Annotated in this window: 24 protein-coding genes; 8 read left to right on the top strand and 16 right to left on the bottom strand. The window is 64.6% G+C overall.

Annotation, left to right across the window (positions count from 1 at the left end):
- Window positions 1-7: 7 nt before the first annotated feature.
- Entirely contained in the window at window positions 8-859 is an 852-nt protein-coding gene (gene purU, locus Q7C30_RS11980) for a formyltetrahydrofolate deformylase (RefSeq protein ID WP_039579703.1), read from the bottom strand.
- 297 nt (window positions 860-1,156) lie between these two features.
- Here purU and mvaT point away from each other — a divergent pair, with 297 nt between their 5' ends.
- Window positions 1,157-1,534 (top strand): histone-like nucleoid-structuring protein MvaT, encoded by a 378-nt coding sequence (gene mvaT / locus Q7C30_RS11985; RefSeq protein WP_029613774.1) that lies wholly within the window; start codon window positions 1,157-1,159, stop codon window positions 1,532-1,534.
- Between the two features lie 62 nt (window positions 1,535-1,596).
- Here mvaT and sbcB read toward each other — a convergent pair whose 3' ends face one another.
- The 3 genes from sbcB to Q7C30_RS12000 all read right to left on the bottom strand — a co-directional run bounded on the left by sbcB (window position 1,597) and on the right by Q7C30_RS12000 (window position 3,935).
- A complete protein-coding gene (gene sbcB / locus Q7C30_RS11990) occupies window positions 1,597-3,033 on the bottom strand; it encodes an exodeoxyribonuclease I (RefSeq protein ID WP_317871618.1) in 1,437 nt (478 codons plus the stop codon).
- A 49-nt stretch (window positions 3,034-3,082) separates the two neighbouring features.
- Window positions 3,083-3,442, bottom strand: coding sequence for a PilZ domain-containing protein (locus tag Q7C30_RS11995; RefSeq protein WP_029613776.1), 360 nt, complete (start codon window positions 3,440-3,442; stop codon window positions 3,083-3,085).
- Window positions 3,443-3,551: 109 nt separating this feature from the next.
- Window positions 3,552-3,935, bottom strand: coding sequence for a hypothetical protein (locus Q7C30_RS12000; RefSeq protein ID WP_029613777.1), 384 nt, complete (start codon window positions 3,933-3,935; stop codon window positions 3,552-3,554).
- Window positions 3,936-4,224: 289 nt separating this feature from the next.
- Between Q7C30_RS12000 and pyk the strand changes: the two genes are divergently transcribed.
- Window positions 4,225-5,679, top strand: coding sequence for a pyruvate kinase (gene pyk / locus Q7C30_RS12005; RefSeq protein ID WP_039579708.1), 1,455 nt, complete (start codon window positions 4,225-4,227; stop codon window positions 5,677-5,679).
- Between the two features lie 71 nt (window positions 5,680-5,750).
- On the opposite strand, the gene Q7C30_RS12010 is transcribed toward pyk, so the two are convergent.
- Window positions 5,751-6,668, bottom strand: coding sequence for an iron-sulfur-binding ferredoxin reductase (locus Q7C30_RS12010; RefSeq protein WP_317871619.1), 918 nt, complete (start codon window positions 6,666-6,668; stop codon window positions 5,751-5,753).
- Between the two features lie 328 nt (window positions 6,669-6,996).
- Here Q7C30_RS12010 and Q7C30_RS12015 point away from each other — a divergent pair, with 328 nt between their 5' ends.
- Window positions 6,997-8,520: a fumarate hydratase gene (locus tag Q7C30_RS12015; protein WP_039579712.1), complete on the top strand. Its 1,524-nt coding sequence runs from the start codon at window positions 6,997-6,999 to the stop codon at window positions 8,518-8,520.
- A 60-nt stretch (window positions 8,521-8,580) separates the two neighbouring features.
- Here the strand turns inward: Q7C30_RS12015 and Q7C30_RS12020 are convergent, their stop codons facing one another.
- Complete coding sequence (locus Q7C30_RS12020) at window positions 8,581-9,453, bottom strand: carbon-nitrogen hydrolase family protein (protein ID WP_317871620.1); 873 nt, start codon at window positions 9,451-9,453, stop codon at window positions 8,581-8,583.
- A complete protein-coding gene (locus Q7C30_RS12025) occupies window positions 9,450-10,040 on the bottom strand; it encodes a GNAT family N-acetyltransferase (protein WP_029613781.1) in 591 nt (196 codons plus the stop codon). Before Q7C30_RS12025 ends, Q7C30_RS12020 begins: the two co-directional genes overlap by 4 nt.
- A 115-nt stretch (window positions 10,041-10,155) precedes the next feature.
- Here Q7C30_RS12025 and Q7C30_RS12030 point away from each other — a divergent pair, with 115 nt between their 5' ends.
- Window positions 10,156-10,554 (top strand): nuclear transport factor 2 family protein, encoded by a 399-nt coding sequence (locus tag Q7C30_RS12030; RefSeq protein WP_029613782.1) that lies wholly within the window; start codon window positions 10,156-10,158, stop codon window positions 10,552-10,554.
- A 16-nt stretch (window positions 10,555-10,570) separates the two neighbouring features.
- Here Q7C30_RS12030 and Q7C30_RS12035 read toward each other — a convergent pair whose 3' ends face one another.
- The 5 genes from Q7C30_RS12035 to Q7C30_RS12055 all read right to left on the bottom strand — a co-directional run bounded on the left by Q7C30_RS12035 (window position 10,571) and on the right by Q7C30_RS12055 (window position 14,399).
- Window positions 10,571-11,149: a DJ-1/PfpI family protein gene (locus Q7C30_RS12035; RefSeq protein WP_317871621.1), complete on the bottom strand. Its 579-nt coding sequence runs from the start codon at window positions 11,147-11,149 to the stop codon at window positions 10,571-10,573.
- Between the two features lie 78 nt (window positions 11,150-11,227).
- Window positions 11,228-12,385, bottom strand: coding sequence for a phosphatidylserine/phosphatidylglycerophosphate/cardiolipin synthase family protein (locus tag Q7C30_RS12040; RefSeq protein ID WP_317871622.1), 1,158 nt, complete (start codon window positions 12,383-12,385; stop codon window positions 11,228-11,230).
- A 1-nt stretch (window position 12,386) separates the two neighbouring features.
- Window positions 12,387-12,968, bottom strand: coding sequence for a YceI family protein (locus tag Q7C30_RS12045; protein ID WP_317871728.1), 582 nt, complete (start codon window positions 12,966-12,968; stop codon window positions 12,387-12,389).
- A gap of 40 nt (window positions 12,969-13,008) precedes the next feature.
- Window positions 13,009-13,314 (bottom strand): hypothetical protein, encoded by a 306-nt coding sequence (locus tag Q7C30_RS12050; RefSeq protein ID WP_029613785.1) that lies wholly within the window; start codon window positions 13,312-13,314, stop codon window positions 13,009-13,011.
- Window positions 13,311-14,399, bottom strand: coding sequence for a serine hydrolase (locus Q7C30_RS12055; protein WP_317871623.1), 1,089 nt, complete (start codon window positions 14,397-14,399; stop codon window positions 13,311-13,313). The genes Q7C30_RS12050 and Q7C30_RS12055 overlap by 4 nt, the downstream gene beginning before the upstream one ends.
- A 187-nt stretch (window positions 14,400-14,586) precedes the next feature.
- Here Q7C30_RS12055 and olsB point away from each other — a divergent pair, with 187 nt between their 5' ends.
- Complete coding sequence (gene olsB / locus Q7C30_RS12060) at window positions 14,587-15,342, top strand: L-ornithine N(alpha)-acyltransferase (protein ID WP_039579723.1); 756 nt, start codon at window positions 14,587-14,589, stop codon at window positions 15,340-15,342.
- Window positions 15,342-16,130 carry a lysophospholipid acyltransferase family protein gene (locus tag Q7C30_RS12065; protein WP_317871624.1) on the top strand — a complete coding sequence of 263 codons (789 nt, stop codon included), beginning with the start codon at window positions 15,342-15,344 and terminating at the stop codon, window positions 16,128-16,130. Before olsB ends, Q7C30_RS12065 begins: the two co-directional genes overlap by 1 nt.
- Before the next feature lie 21 nt (window positions 16,131-16,151).
- Here Q7C30_RS12065 and Q7C30_RS12070 read toward each other — a convergent pair whose 3' ends face one another.
- A complete protein-coding gene (locus tag Q7C30_RS12070; RefSeq protein WP_317871625.1) occupies window positions 16,152-16,724 on the bottom strand; it encodes an ACP phosphodiesterase in 573 nt (190 codons plus the stop codon).
- Window positions 16,725-16,876: 152 nt separating this feature from the next.
- Here Q7C30_RS12070 and Q7C30_RS12075 point away from each other — a divergent pair, with 152 nt between their 5' ends.
- Window positions 16,877-17,179, top strand: a complete 303-nt coding sequence (locus Q7C30_RS12075; protein WP_029613789.1) for a helix-turn-helix transcriptional regulator — start codon at window positions 16,877-16,879, stop codon at window positions 17,177-17,179.
- 72 nt (window positions 17,180-17,251) lie between these two features.
- Window positions 17,252-18,301, top strand: a complete 1,050-nt coding sequence (locus Q7C30_RS12080) for an alkene reductase (RefSeq protein WP_317871626.1) — start codon at window positions 17,252-17,254, stop codon at window positions 18,299-18,301.
- 54 nt (window positions 18,302-18,355) lie between these two features.
- Here Q7C30_RS12080 and Q7C30_RS12085 read toward each other — a convergent pair whose 3' ends face one another.
- The 3 genes from Q7C30_RS12085 to Q7C30_RS12095 all read right to left on the bottom strand — a co-directional run bounded on the left by Q7C30_RS12085 (window position 18,356) and on the right by Q7C30_RS12095 (window position 21,193).
- Entirely contained in the window at window positions 18,356-19,171 is an 816-nt protein-coding gene (locus Q7C30_RS12085) for an ATPase (RefSeq protein WP_317871627.1), read from the bottom strand.
- Window positions 19,172-19,257: 86 nt separating this feature from the next.
- The gene (locus Q7C30_RS12090) at window positions 19,258-20,253 is read right to left on the bottom strand and encodes an NAD-dependent epimerase/dehydratase family protein (protein WP_317871628.1); all 996 of its coding nucleotides are present in this window, start codon (window positions 20,251-20,253) and stop codon (window positions 19,258-19,260) included.
- Window positions 20,254-20,302: 49 nt separating this feature from the next.
- Complete coding sequence (locus tag Q7C30_RS12095) at window positions 20,303-21,193, bottom strand: LysR family transcriptional regulator ArgP (RefSeq protein WP_039579736.1); 891 nt, start codon at window positions 21,191-21,193, stop codon at window positions 20,303-20,305.
- Between the last annotated feature and the right edge of the window lie 91 nt (window positions 21,194-21,284).

The following is a 21,284-nucleotide window of genomic DNA, read 5'->3' on the forward strand; positions in this document are numbered from 1 at the left end:
GCCTAAGTCAGTCGAACACCACGGTCTTGTTGCCATGGACCAACACGCGGTCTTCCAGGTGGTAGCGCAGGCCACGGGCCAGCACCATTTTCTCCACGTCACGGCCGAAGCGAACCATGTCCTCGATGCTGTCGGCGTGATTCACCCGCACCACGTCCTGCTCGATGATGGGACCGGCGTCCAGCTCTTCGGTCACGTAATGGCACGTGGCACCGATCAGCTTGACCCCGCGCAAGGCCGCCTGATGATAAGGCTTGGCGCCGACGAACGATGGCAGGAAGCTGTGGTGGATGTTGATGACCCGCTGCGCATAGTCCTGGCAAAGTTGCGGCGGCAGGATCTGCATATAGCGCGCCAGCACCACCACGTCGGCACCGTACTCGGCGACCAGACGCGATACTTCGGCGAAGGCCGGTGCCTTGTCCTTCGGATCGACCGGCACGTGATGGAATGGAATGCCATGCCACTCGACCATGCTGCGCAGGTCGTCGTGGTTGGAAATCACGCAGGGAATGTCGCAGTCCAGCTCATCGGTGTGCCAGCGGTGCAGCAGATCAGCCAGGCAGTGGGACTCGCGGCTGGCCATCAGCACCACGCGCTTCTTCTGCGCCGAATCGGTGATGTGCCACGCCATGGAGAACTCGTCGGCGATCGGCGCGAAGGCTTCGCGGAAGGCTTCCAGGCCGAACGGCAAGGATTCGGCGCGGATTTCATGGCGCATGAAGAACCAGCCGCTCTGCTCGTCGGAATGGTGGCTGGCTTCGGTGATCCAGCCGTTGTACAGGGCCAGGAAGTTACTGACCTTTGCCACGATGCCGACACGGTCGGGGCAGGCAATCGTCAGGCGATAGGTGCGCATCAATGAAAACTCCGAATACTTCGCAAAGGCGCATATTCTAGCCACCTGCCGAGAAAAACGCAGTAGTCATCGACGGGGCGGTCGCCGCTGGGGTAGCGCTTGATGCAGTGTCGACGCGCGACCCTGCGCATAGAAAAAGGCGCAGCATTACCCGGTTAAATTTTCTTAATCTTCACCGTGTTAATTGTTGCTTCAACACATTTCAACATGCCCACTGATTATTACTTGTTTACTTGCGAGTATCGCCTGTCTATTATTGACGCACTGTCTCCCTGTACATTTACCAAGGAACACCCCATGTCCCTGATCAACGAATACCGCGCCACTGAAGAAGCCATCAAGGAACTTCAAGCTCGTCTGGCCAACCTGTCGCAAGATGACAAGCTGAAAAAAGAGCTGGAATTCGAAGGCAAACTGCGCACGCTGATGGGCGAATACTCCAAGTCGCTGCGTGACGTCATTGCCCTGCTCGACCCAGAGTCCAAACTGAGCAAAGCCCCACGCGGCGCGGTCAAGACCACCGGCACCAAGCGTGCACGCAAGGTCAAGCAGTACAAGAACCCGCACAATGGCGAAGTCATCGAAACCAAAGGTGGCAACCACAAGACCCTGAAAGAGTGGAAAGCCAAATGGGGCGGTGATGTGGTCGAAGGTTGGTCCACGTTGCTGGACTGATCCTGCAGTTGCTGATCCCGTACAAAAAACGCCAGCGCATTGCTGGCGTTTTTTATTGTCTATCACTCTGTCAGGCTGTAGTCCGAACGCAATTGCCGCGCATGCACCAGCCACGCCTCGAGCACCGCGCGTCCGCCCTCGCCAGCCCCCTCCATGTGCGCTCCCGCCGCCTGCTCGAAAGCCTTCAACGTGTTGGGTGCGCCCATTCCGGGATCCATCAGGCGTTGCTGACAGAAACGTTGCCAGCGCTGCTGCTCCTGCGCATTCAGTGTCTCGTTGAAGTTGCGCGCCCGATAACGGAACAGCAATTCAGGCAGGCGCTGATCGTCGAACATCCACTGCCCGTCGGCCAAGTGCCGCGGCTCACTGAGTCGAACTTGCTCGCACAGGCGTCGATCACGGTCGCCAATAAATCCGTCATACAGTTGTTGTTCGGGATCTTCGCTCGGGGCAAATTCCTCGGCGCCGTAGATCTCCACAAGCTTGTCTTGCCACGCCCCCTGCTGCTGAATCAATCGTTCGGCGCGCTCGTTCACGTGCGACATATCCAGGCCTAATCGTTGTTGATCGACCGGGCGTAACACACTCAAGGGTGCCACCACTGGGCATTTATTGATGTGCACCAACTTCAGGGGAACGGGTAGTTCTCCGTCAGCCATTTCGTCGCGACGCCGGTACAAACGGCGACGCAATGCTTCGGCACTTTCCCCTATCAAAGGCAGGGTTTCCATGTGCAGGTCGCACACTATCAGGGCATTACGGTTGCGCGGATGCCAAGCCAACGGTAATACCACGCCCAAATAACTGCGCTCGCTGGAGAAGCGACCCGAAATATGCACCAGGGGTTGCAGCAGTTGAATCTGCTCCATCACCTTGTGCTTGCTACGCAACTGGAACAGCCAGTCGTAAAGCCTGGGCTGTCGTTCACGTACTCTTCGCGCCAAGGCGATGGTAGCCCGCACATCGGACAGCGCCTCATGGGCCTGACCATGTTCGATGCCATTGGCCTGGCTGAGCAACTCCAGGCGCAAGCTGGTGCGGCCGTCCTGCTGTGGCCAGACGATGCCCTCCGGGCGCAAGGCATACGCGGTGCGCAGCACGTCGATCAGGTCCCAGCGGCTGTTGCCGCCCTGCCACTCGCGCGCATAAGGATCGAAGAAATTGCGGTACAGGCTGTAACGCGTCACTTCGTCGTCGAAGCGCAAGGTGTTGTAACCGGCGCCACAGGTGCCCGGGCGCGCCAACTGGGCGTGCACGCGGGTCATGAAATCCGCTTCGCACAGGCCTTCGTCGGCCAACTGTCGCGGGGTGATGCCCGTGACCAGGCAGGCCGCCGGATGCGGCAGGATGTCGTCGGAGGGACGGCAATACAGGTTGACCGGTTCCTCGATCTCGTTCAGGTCGAAGTCGGTGCGCACCCCGGCGACCTGCAGCGGTCGATCGCAGCGCGGGTTGATGCCGGTGGTTTCGTAATCGTGCCAGAAGATGCTGGAGCTCACGGTGTCGTCCTGTACAAAGTTCGCGGACGAGTCTACCGTACGAACAACCTCAGGCCGACTCGTTGAGCGGCCTGAAGCTGAAGAACTCGCGCAGCGAGCGCACGAACTCGTCGTACTCGCGCGGCGCCTGCAACAGCATGAAGCCTGCATCGTAATAGCCGGGGGTCTGATCCTCGCGGCTCCACAGGCAACTGGCGGTCAGGTTGATGAACTGGTGACCGCCCCCTGCAAGCGGCACGCGCAGTTGCAGCTCGAAATCCGGGCCGACCATGATGGGCAGTTGGCTGATCACCATGACGCCATGCTCGGAGGCGTTACCCAGAAAACCGATCTCCTGATCGGTGAACCGGTTGAACACTCTGAGCACGTAGGGCAGTTGGTGTCGATCGATCTGTCGTTCGGTGAACATGATTCTCCGTACCTTTGCCAAATGAGCAGGTACCGTCGGCGCGTTGAAGGTACTGTAGAGCCTAGCTCAGCCTGCGGCGCAGGCACGTTGAAATCATCGGTCGAGGCAATCAGCGCCAGGGCGCGGCGGGTGCTGCCTGTGTGACAGCCGCTTCGCCCCGCAGATGGCCAAGCTGCTGCAACGTCTGCAGACGCGCCTGGGCGCGATAGGCGTACTCGTTCTGCGGGTAGCGCTGGATCAGGAACTGATAGGTCTGCGCCGCATCGACGTAGAGTTTCTGCCGCTCCAGACACTGCCCACGCAGCATCGCCACTTCGGGGTGAATGAACGGCCGCGCCCGGCTGGTGCGGTCGACCTGCGACAGCTCCAGCATCACACGTTGGCAGTCGCCGCGGTCATAGGCCCGGTAGGCATTGTTCAGATGGTGGTCCATGGACCAACGGGTGCAGCCAACGACACTGGCCGCCATGACTAAAACGATCAGGGCTCGCATGGGAATCTCCTTTGCTGCACAGCCTATCGGCCGCGTCCAAGGATTCTTCAGCCGCAAGCGACAAGCTGCAAGCTGCAAGCTGCAAGCTGCAAGCGACAAGCGACAAGCGACAAGCGACAAGCGACAAGCGACAAGCTGCAAGCTGCAAGCAAAACCAGCCCCCGCCGCCACCCGCGCTTTTTCTTGTAGCTTGCCCCTTGTAGCTTGCAGCTTTTCCCCCCGCCTCCTGAGTGACTACAGCCAAATTCAGGAGTAGCCTTTCGCTGCGCTTCACTATAGGAGTCTGTGCATGACCATCCGCCGTACCAAAATCGTCGCCACCCTGGGCCCCGCCAGCAACTCGCCCGAAGTGATCGAACAACTGATCCTCGCTGGCCTGGACGTGGCACGTCTGAACTTTTCCCATGGCACTCCGGACGAGCACAAGGCCCGCGCCCGGCTGATCCGTGACATCGCCGCCAAGAATGGCCGCCATGTCGCGCTGCTCGGTGACCTGCAAGGCCCGAAGATCCGTATCGCCAAGTTCAGCAACAAGCGCATCGAGCTGAAGATCGGTGACACCTTCACCTTCTCCACCGCTCACCCGCTCACCGAAGGCAACCAGGACATCGTCGGCATCGACTACCCCGACCTGGTCAAAGACTGCGGCGTGGGTGACGAGTTGCTGCTCGACGACGGCCGTGTGGTCATGCGCGTCGAAACCGCCACTGCCGATGCCCTGCATTGCGTGGTGATCGTCGGCGGTCCGCTGTCCGACCACAAAGGCATCAACCGCAAAGGTGGCGGCCTGACCGCTCCGGCGCTGACCGAGAAAGACAAGGCCGACATCAAGCTGGCCGCCGAAATGGACCTGGACTACCTGGCCGTGTCCTTCCCGCGCGATGCCAAGGACATGGAATACGCTCGCAAGCTGCGTGATGAATCCGGCGGCAGCGCTTGGCTGGTGGCCAAGATCGAACGCGCCGAAGCCGTGGCCAACGACGAAACCCTCGACGGCCTGATCGCCGCCTCCGACGCGGTGATGGTCGCCCGTGGCGACCTGGGCGTGGAAATCGGCGACGCCGAGCTGATCGGTATCCAGAAGAAGATCATCCAGCACGCCCGCCGCAACAACAAAGCGGTGATCGTCGCGACCCAGATGATGGAGTCGATGATCCAGAACCCGATGCCGACCCGTGCCGAAGTGTCCGACGTGGCCAACGCCGTGCTGGACAACACCGATGCGGTGATGCTGTCGGCCGAAAGCGCCGCCGGTGCCTACCCGATCGAAGCCGTGCAAGCCATGGCGCGCATTTGCCTGGGCGCCGAAAAGCACCCGACCAACCAGCGCTCCAGCCATCGCCTGCACACCACGTTCGAGCGCTGTGACGAGAGCATCGCCCTGGCGGCCATGTACACCGCCAACCACTTCCCGGGCGTGAAGGCGATCATCGCCCTCACCGAAAGTGGCTACACCCCGCTGATCATGTCGCGCCTGCGCTCGCACGTGCCGGTGTTCGCCATGTCGCCGCACCGCGCCACCCAGGCTCGCGTCTCGATGTTCCGCGGCGTCTACCCGATCGCCTTCGATCCGGCTTCGCAGCCGGCCGACAAGGTCAGCCAGGCAGCGGTCGACGAGCTGCTCAAGCGTGGGCTGGTCGAGCAAGGTGACTGGGTGATCCTGACCAAAGGCGACAGCTACCACACCATCGGTGGCACCAACGGCATGAAGATCCTGCACGTCGGTGATCCGCTGGTCGGCTGACCCTCAGCCCGAGGCGCTCTTACGGCCCATCGCGAGTAACGCCGCGATGGGCCGTAAGGCGCGCCATCCCTTCAAGCCCTCTCGCTGAACACTTCGGCCAGCACCTGGTTCCTCGGCACCCCGGCCAGGAACAGCCGACGCGCCACCTGCTCCACCCACTGCGGCGAACCACACACCAGCGCCACCGTCTGGCGCGACGACACCTGAAACCCCGCCAGCGCCTGCTCCGCACCTTCTCGGCTCACCTGCTCGACGTGCACCCGCTCCCCAGCCAATGCCTGCAATGCCTCGGCCAGGTAAGGTGTGCGCGCCACATGCAGGATCCTGATCGGCCCCTCATGCCCCTGACGCAGTGCTTCGCGCAGGATGCTCCACAACGGCGCCAGTCCCGTTCCCGCCGCCAGCAGCCACAACGGCCGCGTCTGCCAGTCTGGATCGTACTGCAGCGCGCCACCGCTCAATGCGCCCAATGCCAATGCATCACCCACCTTCAGGCCCCGCGCCTGGTCGCAGAACGCACCGGGTCGGCGGCAGTCGATGTGGAACTCGAGCAAGGCGTCTTCGCCTGGCAGGCTCGCCAGCGAATAGGGCCGCGCCACCGGGCCCAACCACAGCAGCAGATGCTGGCCGGCGCGGTAACGCAGCGCCCGCGCCGGACGCAGGTGCAGGCGCAGCACATCACCCAGCCAGTGCACCGCGCTCACCTCAGCCGGCACGCCATCGGTCTGCGGGTCGAACACCGCCACTCGAAGGTCGCCCGTCACCTGACACTGACAGGCCAGGCGCCAGCCCTGTTCACGGGCGTCCGTGCCCAGCGCCTCGGGCCGCGCATCGTCGGGTAGCCCGTCCAGGCAGCGCACCAGGCACGCCTGGCAACTGCCGGCGCGGCAGCTATAGGGCACGTTCAGGCCGGCGCCGTTGAGGGCGTCGAGCAGGTTGCTGCCGGAGGGCACCGCCCAGCAGCGGTGGCCCACGCAGAGTTCGGGCATTCGGGGTTTCTCCGCCGATTGAGTGGTCATCGTCGCGCCATAGGAGCGCCCGGATGACGCTGTTCGTGTAAGAGCGGCCTGGTATCGCGACACCGCGGCAACGATTCTAAGCCCCCTCGCCTGCTTGGCGCTGCAAAACTGCGGCCAGCATCCGACCGACCTTGGTCCAGCGCGCGTGCAGGTGTACCGCGCCAGGATGCGCGCTATACTGCCGCGCCCTTTTTGCGCCGGCCTGACCTGCCGGCGCGCCTTGCAAGGTGATTCGACGCGCTGGTCGGCGGTGTCGAGGCCTTTACGAATGTTCCCGTCTTCAAGAGGAGCGCGCAGCATGACCGTGATCAAGCAAGACGACCTGATTCAGAGCGTGGCCGACGCCCTGCAATTCATCTCGTACTACCACCCCGTCGATTTCATCCAGGCGATGCACGAGGCCTACCTGCGCGAAGAGTCGCCAGCAGCCCGCGACTCGATCGCCCAGATCCTGATCAACTCGCGCATGTGCGCCACCGGCCACCGGCCGATCTGCCAGGACACCGGCATCGTCACCGTGTTCGTGCGCGTGGGCATGGACGTACGCTGGGACGGCGCGACCCTGAGCCTGGACGACATGATCAACGAAGGCGTGCGCCGCGCCTACAACCTGCCGGAGAACGTCCTGCGCGCCTCGATCCTGGCCGACCCGGCCGGCGCGCGCAAGAACACCAAGGACAACACCCCGGCAGTGATCCACTACTCCATCGTGCCCGGCGACAAAGTCGAAGTGGACGTGGCCGCCAAAGGCGGCGGCTCGGAGAACAAGTCGAAGATGGCCATGCTCAACCCGTCCGACTCGATCGTCGACTGGGTGCTCAAGACCGTGCCGACCATGGGCGCTGGCTGGTGCCCGCCCGGCATGCTCGGCATCGGCATCGGCGGCACCGCCGAAAAGGCCGCGGTGATGGCCAAGGAAGTGTTGATGGAATCCATCGACATCCATGAACTGAAAGCCCGTGGCCCGCAGAACCGCATCGAAGAGATCCGCCTGGAGCTGTTCGAGAAGGTCAACCAACTGGGCATCGGCGCCCAGGGCCTGGGCGGCCTGACCACCGTGCTCGACGTCAAGATCATGGATTACCCGACCCACGCCGCCTCCCTGCCGGTGTGCATGATCCCCAACTGCGCGGCCACCCGTCACGCCCACTTCGTGCTCGACGGCTCCGGCCCTGCGGAACTCGAAGCGCCGTCGCTGGACGCCTACCCGGAAATCGTCTGGGAAGCGGGTCCGAGCGCGCGCCGGGTCAACCTCGACGACATCACCCCGGAAGAAGTCGCCAGCTGGAAGCCAGGCGAGACCGTCCTGCTCAACGGCAAGATGCTCACCGGCCGCGACGCCGCGCACAAGCGCATGGTCGAGATGCTCAACCGTGGCGAAGAACTGCCGGTGGACCTGAAAGGCCGCTTCATCTACTACGTGGGTCCGGTCGATCCGGTCGGTGACGAAGTGGTCGGCCCAGCCGGCCCGACCACTGCCACGCGCATGGACAAGTTCACCCGCCAGATCCTCGAACAGACCGGTCTGCTGGGCATGATCGGCAAGTCCGAGCGTGGCCCGACCGCCATCGAGGCGATCAAGGACAACAAGGCCGTGTACCTGATGGCCGTCGGCGGCGCGGCCTACCTGGTGGCCCAGGCGATCCGCAAGTCCAAGGTCCTGGCATTCGCCGAACTGGGCATGGAAGCGATCTACGAGTTCGAGGTCAAGGACATGCCGGTCACCGTGGCGGTGGACAGCAACGGCGAGTCGGTGCACATCACCGGTCCCGCCTTGTGGCAGAGCAAGATCGCCCAGAGCCTGGCGGTGGAAGTGAAGTGATACAGCGGTAACAGCGGCGTAGCCATTGCGGATCAATCCGCAGTGGCTATCGCTTCACCCTCACCCCAGCCGCTCGACCTGCTCCGGCCAATCTCGCCTGGTAAAGACCTGCCCCTCTCGCCGCACCCGCCTCACCTCGTCCACATCCACATCGCACACCAACCACTGGCTCTGCTCAGGACACAGCGTGACGCTCTGGGCCAGCACCCCATCGCTGGGCATGCCATGGTCCGGCGGCACATATAAACCGGCGCGGCCGATGTTCTCGTCCAACGCTGGCGACCAGGGCGCCAGCCCCACCGTCGGGCTCTGCAACACCGCCACCTGGTTCTCCAGCGCCCGTGCCTGGGCGCCGATGCGCACGCGGTGATAACCGGCCTCGGTGTCGGTGCAACTCGGCGCCAGGAGCAAGTCGGCACCCTGCTCGGCCAGACGCCGTGCCAACAGGGGAAATTCAGTGTCGTAGCAGATCAAGATGCCCAGGCGCCCCAGCGCCGTATCGAACACCTTCAGGCCCTGCCCGGCGGCAATGTTCCAGTGCTCGCGCTCGAAGCGGGTCATCATCAGCTTGTCCTGAAAACCCAGCGCACCGCTTGGACCGAACAGCCAGGCACGGTTGCGATAGCGGCCATCGGGGTCGAGCACCGGCAGCGTGCCAGGTTGCAGATACACACCCAAGTCTTTGGCGAGGCCCTCGCACAACGCCCACCAAGGCGCGACCAAAGGCTGGATACCGACGATCGAACCATGCAGGTCACTGCGCTGGTCAGGCGGTAACTGGCCACTGAGCGCCAGCCCTGCGTACTCGGGCAGCAGCAACAGTTGGGCACCGCTGCGCGCCGCTTCGACGCACAGGTCGCGCAGATGGTCGGCGTAGGCATCCCAGGTTTCATGCAGTTCGATGGCGTACTGGCACGCTGCGAGCCGAATCATGGCAACAGGTCCTTGAGCCAGAACGACAGGGTCTTGTCCGACGCATCGTCCTGATCCAGGTCGCGCCAGGCATAGGTGGTGCGCAACGAAGGCTGATGAAGAAAGCCGCGGTTGCGCCAGAAACCATGCAGTGGCTTGTAGTCATCGGGCCGCAGCGGGTGTCCGTTGGGACGCTCCACGGTGCAGAACGTGCAGTAGTGAAAACCGCCGAGCTTGTGCGCATAGGATTCGCGCTCGATGAAGAAGCGCACGCCCAGCCCGCGCCCCCGATAGGCCGGCAACAGCACGGACTCACCGAAGTAGTAGACGGTATCCGGGTCGCGGCCTTGATCCAGAAAAGGCTGGCGAAAGGCATCGGTTTCGTCGCCCAGGGGCAGGCCGGTGGAGGCGCCCACCACCTGGCCGTCGTCCACCGCCAGCACCACCAGGCTGCGCTCGGAGGCCATGTAGGTGGCGAGGTAGTCGGATTCGTACTCCGGCGTGCCGTCATAGAGGTAGGGAAACTCGCGAAACACCGTCAGGCGCAGGCGAGCGAGGTCATCGAGGTAAGGCGCGATGGCAGCGCCGTGCAGCAGGCGTATTTCCATGCGGGACGGTCGTTTTGTCGATAGGGATGACGCGCTCGGCTAAGCCGGGCCTGAAGGGAAACCCTATCATCGGCGGCACGCTCGGCCCTTTCCCCTCCGCGACAGGTATTTCTCCATGACCGCTACCGAACTCGTCACCGCCTACTACGCCGCCTTCAACGCCGGTGACATGCCGGCCTTCCTCGCCCTGCTCAGCGAAGACGTGATCCACGACATCAACCAGGGCGAGCGGCAGATGGGCAAGGCCCGCTTCGCCGCCTTCATGGACAAGATGAACCGCTGCTACCGCGAGCGCCTGGCCGACATCGTGGTGATGCAGAACGCCGACGGCAGCCGCGCCGCCGCCGAGTTCACCGTGCACGGCGAGTACCTGGCCGACGACGAAGGCCTGCCCGCCGCCAACGGTCAGACCTACGTGTTGCCGGCCGGGGCGTTCTTCTATATTCACTGCGGCAAGATCGCCCGGGTGAGCAACTACTACAACCTCAACGATTGGCTCGAGCAGGTGAGCTGAAGCCGGTCACCCCCACTCACGAAATGCGCGTACCCAGCACCTTGAGAAACGCTGCCAGCCAGGCCGGATGCGCAGGCCAGGCGGGCGCGGTGATGAGGTTGCCATCGACATGGGCCTGGTCCACGGCGATGTCCACGAATTGCCCACCGGCCAGCTTCACGTCCGGCGCACACGCCGGGTAAGCACTGCACTGCCGTCCCTGTAGCACGCCGGCAGCGGCCAGCAGTTGCGCGCCATGGCACACCGCGGCAATGGGTTTGCCGGCCTGGTCGAACGCTCGCACCAAGGCCAGCACGCGTTCGTCCAGGCGCAGATATTCCGGGGCGCGTCCGCCAGGGATCACCAGGGCGTCATAGCGTTCGGCACGCACCTGGACGAAATCGAAGTTCAGGGCGAACTGGTGACCCGGCTTCTCGCTGTAGGTCTGGTCGCCTTCGAAGTCGTGGATGGCCGTGCGCACCGTCTGCCCGGCGATCTTTTCCGGGCAGACCGCATGCACGGTGTGGCCCACCATCTGCAGGGCCTGGAACGGCACCATCGCCTCGTAGTCTTCGACGTAATCACCCACCAGCATGAGAATCTTCTTGGCCGTCATCGCATCCACTCCTTCGTGTGCAGGGAACATTCCCTGCACCATAGTCGGCTTCGTCGATGACCGATACTGCGCGCCGCGTCAGCTGCGCCGGTCGAGCAGAATCACCACCAGTCGGTCGAGCCAGCCCCAGAGCCGCTGCTGCACCCGACGCCACAGTGGCCGGGCTTTCCAGTGATCCAGGTCGACCTCTTCGCTCAGCGCGAAGTCGCGCTGGAAGCTGGCCACCACCGTTTCGGTGAACGGCCGATCCAGTGCTTCCAGATTGGCTTCCAGGTTGAAGCGCAAGTTCCAGTGATCGAAGTTGCATGAGCCGATGCTGACCCAGTCGTCCACCACCGCCATCTTCAGGTGCAGGAAGCACGGCTGGTACTCGAAGATGCGCACGCCGGCGCGCAGCAGGCGTGGATAGTAACGATGGCCGGCATAGCGTACCGACGGGTGATCGGTGCGCGGGCCGGTGAGCAGCAGGCGCACGTCGACGCCGCGTTGCGCGGCGCGGCGCAACGAGCGCCGCACGCTCCAGGTCGGCAGGAAGTACGGTGTGGCTAGCCAGATGCGCTGCTGGCCACCACTCACGGCGCGCACCAGCGCGCGCAGGATGTCGCGGTGCTGGCGGGCATCGGCGTACGCCACCCGGCCCAGGCCCTGACCCTGCGCAGGCATCCTCGGCAGGCGCGACAGACCGAAGCCTTGGGGCGGACGCCAGGCTGTGCGGCGGTGGTTGGCATGCCACTGGCGGTCGAACAGCAGTTGCCAGTCGAGCACCACCGGGCCCTGCATGCGCACCATCACCTCGTGCCACTCGCTGGTGGCATGACCCGGCGTCCAGAACTCATCGGTGACCCCGGTTCCCCCGACAGCCGCCCACTGCTCGTCCACCAACAACAACTTGCGATGATCGCGGTACAGGTTGCGCAGGCCGCGGCGCCAGTGCAGAGGGTTGTACAGCCGCAGTTCGACGCCCGCGGCGTGCAACCGCTGGCGCAGGGCCGTCGCAAAGGCCAGGGCACCGTAGGCGTCGAACAGGCAGCGCACGCGCACGCCGCGTGAAGCTGCATGCTCCAGTGCCTCCACCACCGCCTGGGCGCAGGCGCCCGCTTCGACCAGGTAGAGCTCAAGGTCGACCTGACGCTCGGCGCGCTCGATCGCCGCGAGCATGATAGGAAAGAACTCGGGGCCGTCGACCAGCAGTTCGAACTGGTTGCCATCCCGCCAGGGGAAGACCGGCCCTGGCATGTCAGCGGGCGGTGAAGATCAGCACCGCATTGACCGGTACCGACGGGTTGATCGACTTGAGCCCGGCGAAACTGCGCAGCGTTTCCAGACTCGGCAGCAGGTCGAAATCCCGGGCCTGCAACACCAGCGGTTCCAGGGTCACCACCTGAAAGCGGCGCTCGTCCAGACGCGTGACCAGCAGCAAGGCATTGTAGGTGTGGGATTGGCCGCGCAGCGTCACTGTCACCGGCAGGCGCAGCTCCAATTGGGCGCCATTGGCCAAGTCGCTGACCGGGCGCAGGTCCAACTGGGCGCTCACCGTCGCCTCGGGAAAGCGCGCCACCTCGAACAGACCGTCACGCATGCGTTCGTCGCGCAGCGGGATGCCGCTGCTGACCGAATCCATCTCGATGCTCAGCCCCGCCGCGCCCTTTCGGTCGATGGTGCCGTGCAACACCAGGAAGCGGTGCACGTCGGCGGTGTCGCCGTTGTTACCGGTGATGAACGACAGGCGCGAGGACTCACCGTCCAGGTGCCAGTTGGCGTGGGCAGGCAAGCACAGGGCCAGGAACAGCGCGGGCAGCAGACGCAGCAGCATGGAGATACCTCGGAAAGCGAGACCGCCAACCTTACCGCGTGGCCATTCACGGCAGCAAGCGACAACCCTCGCGCGGCCCCTGCCACGCCGCCTGGCTCTGACGGCCCAGCCCTTGGGCGAGCACGCGGCGGGTGTCGGTGTGCTCCTCCAGGCGCGTGAGCGGCAGGTACTGCTTCACATAGCCCCGGCAATAGCCCTCGTCCAAGCCCATGACGAAGCGGCATGAGCAGTACTCCTTGGCCGAGTAGGCCGGCAGGATGCCGGGGAAATCCACCAGTGCCTGGCGCTCGAACCAGGCCCAGATCGCCATGCCCAGCAGGGCTATCGACAGCACCCCGTACCGACGCTTCATCGAACTTCCTCCCCCAGTGCGGCCAGCACACGCTTGAGCAACTCGTCATGGCGGTAGCTGCCATCGCGGTCGTCCGCGTAGCGAACGATCACCAGTTTCTGCGTCGGCAGGATGTACAACGCCTGCCCCCAGTGGCCGAGCGCGGCGAAGGTGTCGGTGGGGGCGTGAGGCCAAGAACGCGGCTGGGCGGGCAGCGGCTGATTCAGCCACCAGTGACCACCCGGGTTGGCCTCGCCTGGCACCGGCTCGGCCTGGGGGAACAGCGTACGGTTGAACGTCACCCAGTCGGCGGGCAGCAACTGCCGGTCGCGCCACCGCCCCTCGCGCAGCATCAGCAGGCCGATGCGCGCCAGGTCGCGGGCGCTGAGGTAGAGGTAGGAGGAGCCCACGTAGGTGCCAGCGCCGTCGCGTTCCCACACCGCATGGGCAATGCCGAGGGGCTCGAACAGTGCCTGCCAGGGATAGTCGGCGTAGCGCTCCGGCGCCAGCATGCCGCGCAGCGCGGCGGCCAGCAGGTTGCTGTCGCCGCTGGAGTAGACGAAGCGCCGCCCGGGCGTCTCGGCCTGCGCCTGGCCCGCCGCATAGGCGGCCATGTCGTGGCGGCCGCGGGTATAGAGCATGGCCACCACCGAAGAGTTGAGCGGCGCGTACTCGTAGTCTTCCTGCCAGGCAAGACCACTGGCCCAGTGCAGCAGATCCTGCAGACGCACCTGCGGGTGCGCCGCGAGTGCCGGGTAGTAGCGCGCAGCCGGATCGCCGAGCTGGAAGCGTCCTTCCCCCTGGGCGATGCCCAGCAGCGTGGCCAGCACACTCTTGCTGATCGACCAGGTCAGGTGTGGCGTGTCGGCGGTGGTGGGCGCTGCGTAGCGTTCATGCAGGATGTGGCCATCGCGCACGATCAACAGGGCGTCGCTGCGCACGCCACGGCGCTCGACGTCATCGCGCGGGGCGAAGGCGTAACGATCCACCGCTTGCCAATCATAGTGTGCGGGATCTTCCAGCCATTGGCTGTCGGGCCACGCCGTGGCCAGCGCCGGCAAGGCGAACAGCTGCAAATAGCACCACAACCCTCTGTTCCAGAACATCAGCATCTCCCGCCGCAGGCACTGCGTGCAGCCTCCCATCTGCGCATGACAATCCGGCGGCGGCGCACCGCCCAGCCTGTCACGCAAGCATCACCAAAGCGTCATGGAGGTGACACTGCCTCTACCTAGGCTGACCTTGCACAACAAAGCCGACCGGCCGCCCTTGGCTGGCTTATGGAGACTCGCAATGACTCGGATCGCTCGCTCTGGCGACAACAGCACTGAACGCCGTCTGCAAGCCGAACGCCTGGTCGGCGCCGCGGCCCTGCAGGAAGCCCAGGCCCTGCGCTACAAGGTGTTCAGCGCCGAATTCAAGGCCAAGCTCAAGGGCGCCGAACACGGCCTGGACATGGACGACTACGACATCCATTGCCGCCACATCGGCGTGCGCGATCTGGCCACCGGGCAGTTGGTCGCCACCACCCGCCTGCTCGACCACCAGGCCGCCAGCAGCTTGGGGCGTTTCTACAGCGAAGAAGAATTCAGCCTGCACGGGCTGCTGCAACTGCAAGGCCCGATCCTCGAGCTGGGCCGCACCTGCGTCGATCCGGGTTACCGCAATGGCGGCACCATCGCCGTGCTCTGGGGCGAGTTGGCCGAGGTGCTCAACGAGGGCCGCTACAGCTACCTGATGGGCTGCGCCAGCATCCCCATGCAGGATGGCGGCGTTCAGGCCCATGCGATCATGCAGCGCCTGCGCGAACGCTACCTGTGTAACGAACACCTGCGCGCCGAACCGAAGAAGCCGCTGCCGTCGCTGGCTTTGCCGAACAACGTCATCACCGAGATGCCGCCGCTGCTCAAGGCCTACATGCGCCTGGGGGCGAAGATCTGCGGCGAACCGTGCTGGGACGAAGACTTCCAGGTGGCCGACGTGTTCATCCTGCTCAAGCGCGACGACCTCTGCCCGCGCTACGCCCGTCACTTCAAGGCGGCGGTCTGATGCCGAGCGTGCGGGCCAGTGCCCGCCTGGTGCGCCTGATGCTGGTGCTGCTGCTGGGCGTGGCCATGGCCACGCTCATCGCCGTCGGCGAACGTCTTGGCCTGCGCGCCGGCAGCGAACGCCGCCAGCGCTGGAGCTGCTGCTTCATGAAACAGCTGGTCGGCGCCCTGCCCTTCGAAGTGCGGGTGGTCGGCACCTTGCCGCAGCAGCCGATGCTGTGGGTCAGCAATCACATTTCGTGGACCGACATCCCATTGCTGGGCATGCTCACGCCGCTGTCGTTCCTGTCCAAGGCCGAAGTGCGCCAGTGGCCGCTGGCCGGCTGGTTGGCGGAGAAGGCCGACACCTTGTTCATCCGTCGCGGCGGCGGCGACAGCCAGCGCCTGCGCGAGCAGATCGGCGCGCGCCTGGGCCAGGCCTGCCCGCTGCTGATCTTCCCCGAAGGCACCACCACCGATGGCCGCGCCCTGCGTACCTTCCACGGGCGCCTGCTGGCGGGCGCCATCGATCACGGCACACCGGTCCAGCCAGTAGCGATTCAATACCTGCGTGAGGGCGAGCCGGACCCGATTGCGCCGTTCGTCGGCGACGACGACTTGCTGTCGCACCTGCTGCGGCTGTTCGGCCAGGCGCCTGGTCAGGTGCTGATCCACCTGCTGCCGCCCTTGCACAGCCAAGGCAAGGAACGCGCGGTGCTGGCATTGCAGGCTCAGCAGGCGATCCACCTGGCGCTGTATGCCGAGCATGACAGCGAGCCGCTGCCGCAACGCCAGGCCAGGGCGGCGTGAGGCATCGCGGGCGCGGCGCGCTCAGCGTCGCGTTGCCGCGAATGCCTGCAACTGCGGGTAGAAGGCGCGGAAATCAGCCGTCAGTGGCTCGTACAACGCTTCCAGTTCAGCCATCACGCCGAGCAGCGCTTCGGGCCGCGACAGCCGTCGCCCAATGCCTCGAAACACCGCCTCCAGCGTCGCGAAATCGGCATAGGCCCCCAACCAGTCATCTGCGGCCATGAACGGCGCAATCCGCGCCAGGCGTCCTGGCAACTCGGGCTCGGCTAGCAGCACCTGGTAGAAGCGCTCGGTGAACAGCGCCAGCGGCTGCTGGGCGTAATCCTGCCAATGCAGGGCCAGGCAATGGTCGAAGAACACGTCGAGCACGATGCCGGCAAAGCGCCGCCGCGCTTTGGGAAAGCGCGCCAGCGCGGCCAGCACCAGGGGATGGCTGTCGGTATAGGTATCGATGTGACGGTGCAGCCTGATCGCCGCTTCGAGTTCGGGAGCGAAGCGGCCTTGCAGCGAACCTTTGACGAAATCGCCATACAGGCTGCCGAGCAGTTGCTGGGGCGAAGGGCCGCCCAAGTGGAGGTGTGCCAGATAATTCATGGCGGCAGTCTAGCACCGCCGCCGCACATATCGTTATAACGCGATATAACGATTTCGAACCAACTCAGAACGGCTCGGTCTTTGTATATCGTGAGCAGACGATCTATATTTCGCTCTATCGCGATATATCGCTACAGACCACGAGCCCAGCCATGCCCCTCGACCTCGACGACATCATCAAAGCCCTGGCCCATCCGGTCCGCCGAGACATTCTCAATTGGCTCAAGGACCCCGCCGCGCATTTCCCAGAACAGCATCACAGCACCGAGTTCGGCGTGTGCGCCGGGCAGATCGACCAGCGCTGCGGCCTGTCCCAATCGACCGTGTCGGCGCACCTGGCCACCTTGCAGCGCGCTGGCCTGATCAGCAGCCAGAAGGTCGGGCAATGGCATTTCTTCAAACGCAACGAGTCGACCATCCAGGCCTTCCTCGAACAGATGAGCCAGGAGCTTTGACCGTTACCCCACTTGTGCGGCGCCCTCGGGCGCTGCCTTCACCGTCCACCCTACCCTTGCGAGGCTTCTGACATGACCACGCTTTTCGATCCGATCACCCTGGGCGACCTGACCCTGCCCAACCGCATCATCATGGCCCCGCTGACCCGCTGCCGCGCCGACGAAGGCCGCGTGCCCAATGCGCTGATGGCCGAGTACTACGTGCAGCGTGCCAGCGCTGGGCTGATTCTCAGCGAAGCCACCTCGGTGACGCCCATGGGCGTCGGCTACCCGGACACCCCCGGCATCTGGTCCACCGAGCAGGTGCGCGGCTGGCTCAACGTGACCCAGGCGGTGCACGCTGCCGGCGGGCGAATCTTCCTGCAACTGTGGCATGTCGGGCGCATCTCCCACCCGTCCTACCTCAACGGCGAACTGCCGGTGGCGCCCAGCGCGATCAAGCCTGAAGGCCATGTGAGCCTGGTGCGTCCGCTGAGCGACTACCCCACGCCGCGCGCGCTGGACACCGAAGAAATCGCCGACATCGTCGAGGCCTACCGGGTGGGCGCAGAGAACGCCAAGGCCGCCGGCTTCGACGGCGTGGAGATCCACGGCGCCAACGGCTACCTGCTCGACCAGTTCCTGCAGAGCAGCACCAACCAGCGCACCGACCAGTACGGCGGTTCGCTGGAAAACCGTGCGCGGTTGATGCTGGAAGTCACCGATGCGGTGATCGAGGTGTGGGGCGCTGCGCGCGTCGGCATGCACCTGGCGCCACGGGCCGATGCCCATGACATGGGCGACGCCAACCGCAGCGAGACCTTCACCTACGTTGCGCGGGAGTTGGGCAAGCGCGGCATCGCCTTCATCTGCTCGCGCGAGAAGGAATCCGACGACAGCCTCGGCCCGCAGATCAAGGCAGCGTTCGGCGGTCCTTACATCGTCAACGAGCGCTTCACCAAAGCCAGCGCCAATGCCGCCCTGGCCAGCGGCAAGGCCGATGCCGTGGCGTTCGGCGTACCCTTCATCGCCAACCCGGATCTGCCAGCGCGTCTGGCGTCCGATGCTGCGCTGAACGAGCCGCACCCTGAAACCTTCTACGGCAAAGGCCCGGTGGGTTACATCGACTATCCACGCCTGTGAGCCGTCGCCACACGTCAGGGCCGCTTGACGGTCCAAGCGTGTGGCATGCGCCCGTCAGGGCCGGGCGTTGATCTGCTGCTGCAGGTTCTGGATCTGGCTCTGCAAGGTGTTGAGACTGCGGGTGGTCTGGCCACGGAAGGCATCGAATTCCTGCACGGACGCCCCCGCAGCCTGCGCGGCCGGACGGTTGTCGGCCTGGCTCTTGAGCACCAGCACATCCTGGGCGAGGCTGTCGATGGCCGCGCCTTGCTTCTTCAGGTTGGCCACCTCGCCACTGAGACTCTTGAGCTGACCATCGAGCTTGCCACCGTCCACCTGACCCGACTTGAGCGCCGCCAGCTCGCCATTCACCGCCTTGAGCTGCTCTTGCAACTGGGCCTGCATCTCGGTGAGCGCTTTCTGCTGCGCGGCGGTCTGCTCCAGCACCTGCTCCAGACGCTTGCCCATATCACCCGCCTGACCAGCGACACCTTCCTGCTGCTTGCCCTGCTCGGCCAACGCCGCCTGCAACTGGCTGATCTGCTGCTTCAGGGCTTCGCTGCCAGAGCTGTTGCTCGACTCGCTCGCCTCCACTTTGCCGCTGATCACCTGCAACCGACCCGCCGCTTCTTCGCTGATGCGGGCGAAACTTTCCTGGGTGGCGACCAGTTGCTGCTCCATCAGCGAAATCTGCTGATAACTCCACCAGCCAAGGCCGCCGAGGGCAACGAACGAGGCCACCAGCAGCGCCCACAGTGGCCCGCTGCTGGCGGGACGTTCGGCCTTCTGGCGCACGCGGGCCACACGGGTCGGCAGCAGTTCGTCATCGTCGGGCGTACCGGCTCTGAGAACAGGAACGTCATCGAAATCATCGTGGGCATCGTTGCGCATGGGTTAGGTCGACCGAACTGATAGCAAAAAGGCGCATTATAAACAGAGCAGGCGACGTCGTGATGACCGTGACCGGTTCGGCGGATTCAGCGCGAGCCCGGCAGGTGCTGCCACCACGTGCAGAATTCATCCAAGGCGGTCCACAGACTGACCTTGGGGCGATAGTCCAGATTATGCCGGGCGCGGCTGATATCGAGGGTGAAATCCTGGCTCATCACCTGCACCGCCGTGCGGCTCAAGGTGGGTTGCGGGCGGCCAGGCCAGAGCAGGCAAGCGGCCTCGTTGACGGCGGCCATGCTGTAGGCCAAGCCGTAGGAGCGGTAGCGGGTGACCTGCGGCAGTTGCATCTGGCGCATCACGTAATTGACCACATCCCACACCGGCAATGGCTGGCCGTTACTGATGTTATAGACCTGGCCGAGGGCCGGCGCGTCGGCGAACAGGGCGCTGAGCAACGCCTCGTTGAGGTTGTGCACGCTGGTAAAGTCGACCTTGTTCAGACCATTGCCGATGATCGCCAGGCGACCCTTCTGCTGCAGGCGCATCAGCCGCGGGAAGATGCTGGCGTCGCCGGCCCCGGTGACCAGGCGCGGGCGCAGAGCCAGCACCTCGAGACCGAACTCCTGGGCACCGAAGACTTTCTGTTCGGCCAGGTGCTTGGTCAGCGCGTAGTGGTCGTGGAAGCGCCGCGGCACCTGGTCCTCACGCACCTCCAACCGCGAGCGGCCGGTGAAGCAGATCGACGGCGAGGACAGGTGCACCAGGCGCCGTACATGCTCTTTCAAGCAACCTTCGACCACGTTCTCGGTGAGCACCACGTTGCCGTGATGGAAGTCCTGATAACGCCCCCAGGTGCCCACGGCCCCGGCGCAATGCACCACCGCCTCGACGCCCTGACACAACCGCCGAGCCACCTCGGCATCGCCCAGGTCACCCGGAATGAACTGCGCGCCGCGCTTGACCAGATGCTCGACGCCCTCGGCGCGACGGCCGTTGACCCTTACCTGCAGGCCCTGCTCCAGGGCGAAGCGCGCAAAGCGCCCGCCGATGAAGCCGCTTGCGCCGGTGACCAGAATTCGCATGTAAGACTCCGCCTTGCCAGATTACAGATGCAGTTGACGCTGCCCGTGCCTACAAGGGCACCAGCCACGCCGGCGCCGCCTGGCGCAGGTGTTCGGTCAAGTCGCCGAGCAGTTGCCCGCCATTGCGCCAATGATGCCAGTACAACGGCACGTCGATGGGGGTATCGCTGCAGATTTCCACCAACTGGCCGCTGGCCAACGGCTCGCGCGCTTGCAACTCAGGCACCAGTCCCCAGCCAAGTCCGGCTTCGGTCAGACGCAGAAAACCTTCGGAGGATGGACACAGGTGATGGATGAAGCCGTCGCCCAGGCCCAGGGACGCGAGGTAACGGTGTTGCAGGAAGTCGTCGGGGCCGTAGACCACGGCGGGCGCGCGGGCCAGGCGCGCGACCTCGAAGCCGCGAGGGAAATATCGGGCCATGAAGGCCGGACTGGCCAGCGCGCGGTAACGCATCGCTCCTAGCGCCAGACTGCGTGCGCCGGCCACTGGCCGTTCGCTGCCACACAGGCAGGCCGCCACTTCGCCGGCGCGCATGCGCCGCAGGCCGACGTCCTGGTCCTCCACCACCAGGTCCAGCAGCACCTGCTGGCCAGCGCAGAAATCGCCCACCGCACCTGCCCACCAGGTGGCCAGGCTGTCGGCATTCAACGCAATACGCAGGCGCTCAGGGATGCCCTGCTCGTCCAGTGCCGGCACCTGACGCTGCAGGTCGCGCTCGAGCAGGCGCACCTGCTGGACATGGTTGAGCAATTGCCGCCCGACCTCGGTCGGGCTTGGCGGCGTGGCGCGCACCAGCACTGGCTGGCCGACCCGCGCCTCGAGCAGTTTGATGCGTTGCGACACCGCCGATTGCGACAGGCCCAGCACCTGAGCAGCCCGCTCGAACCCACCCTGCTCGATGACGGCCGCCAGTGCGGCGAGCAATTTGTAGTCGAACATCGATTTCACTAATGCCTAATCAGCTTTATTTGTTTTTCTTATACCTCTGCGCTCCGCACAATGGCCAGCCTCTTCTCATGTAACCCGCGTC

Source organism: Pseudomonas sp. RAC1 (genome assembly GCF_030658255.1).
Taxonomy (GTDB): Bacteria; Pseudomonadota; Gammaproteobacteria; order Pseudomonadales; family Pseudomonadaceae; genus Aquipseudomonas; species Aquipseudomonas boreofloridensis.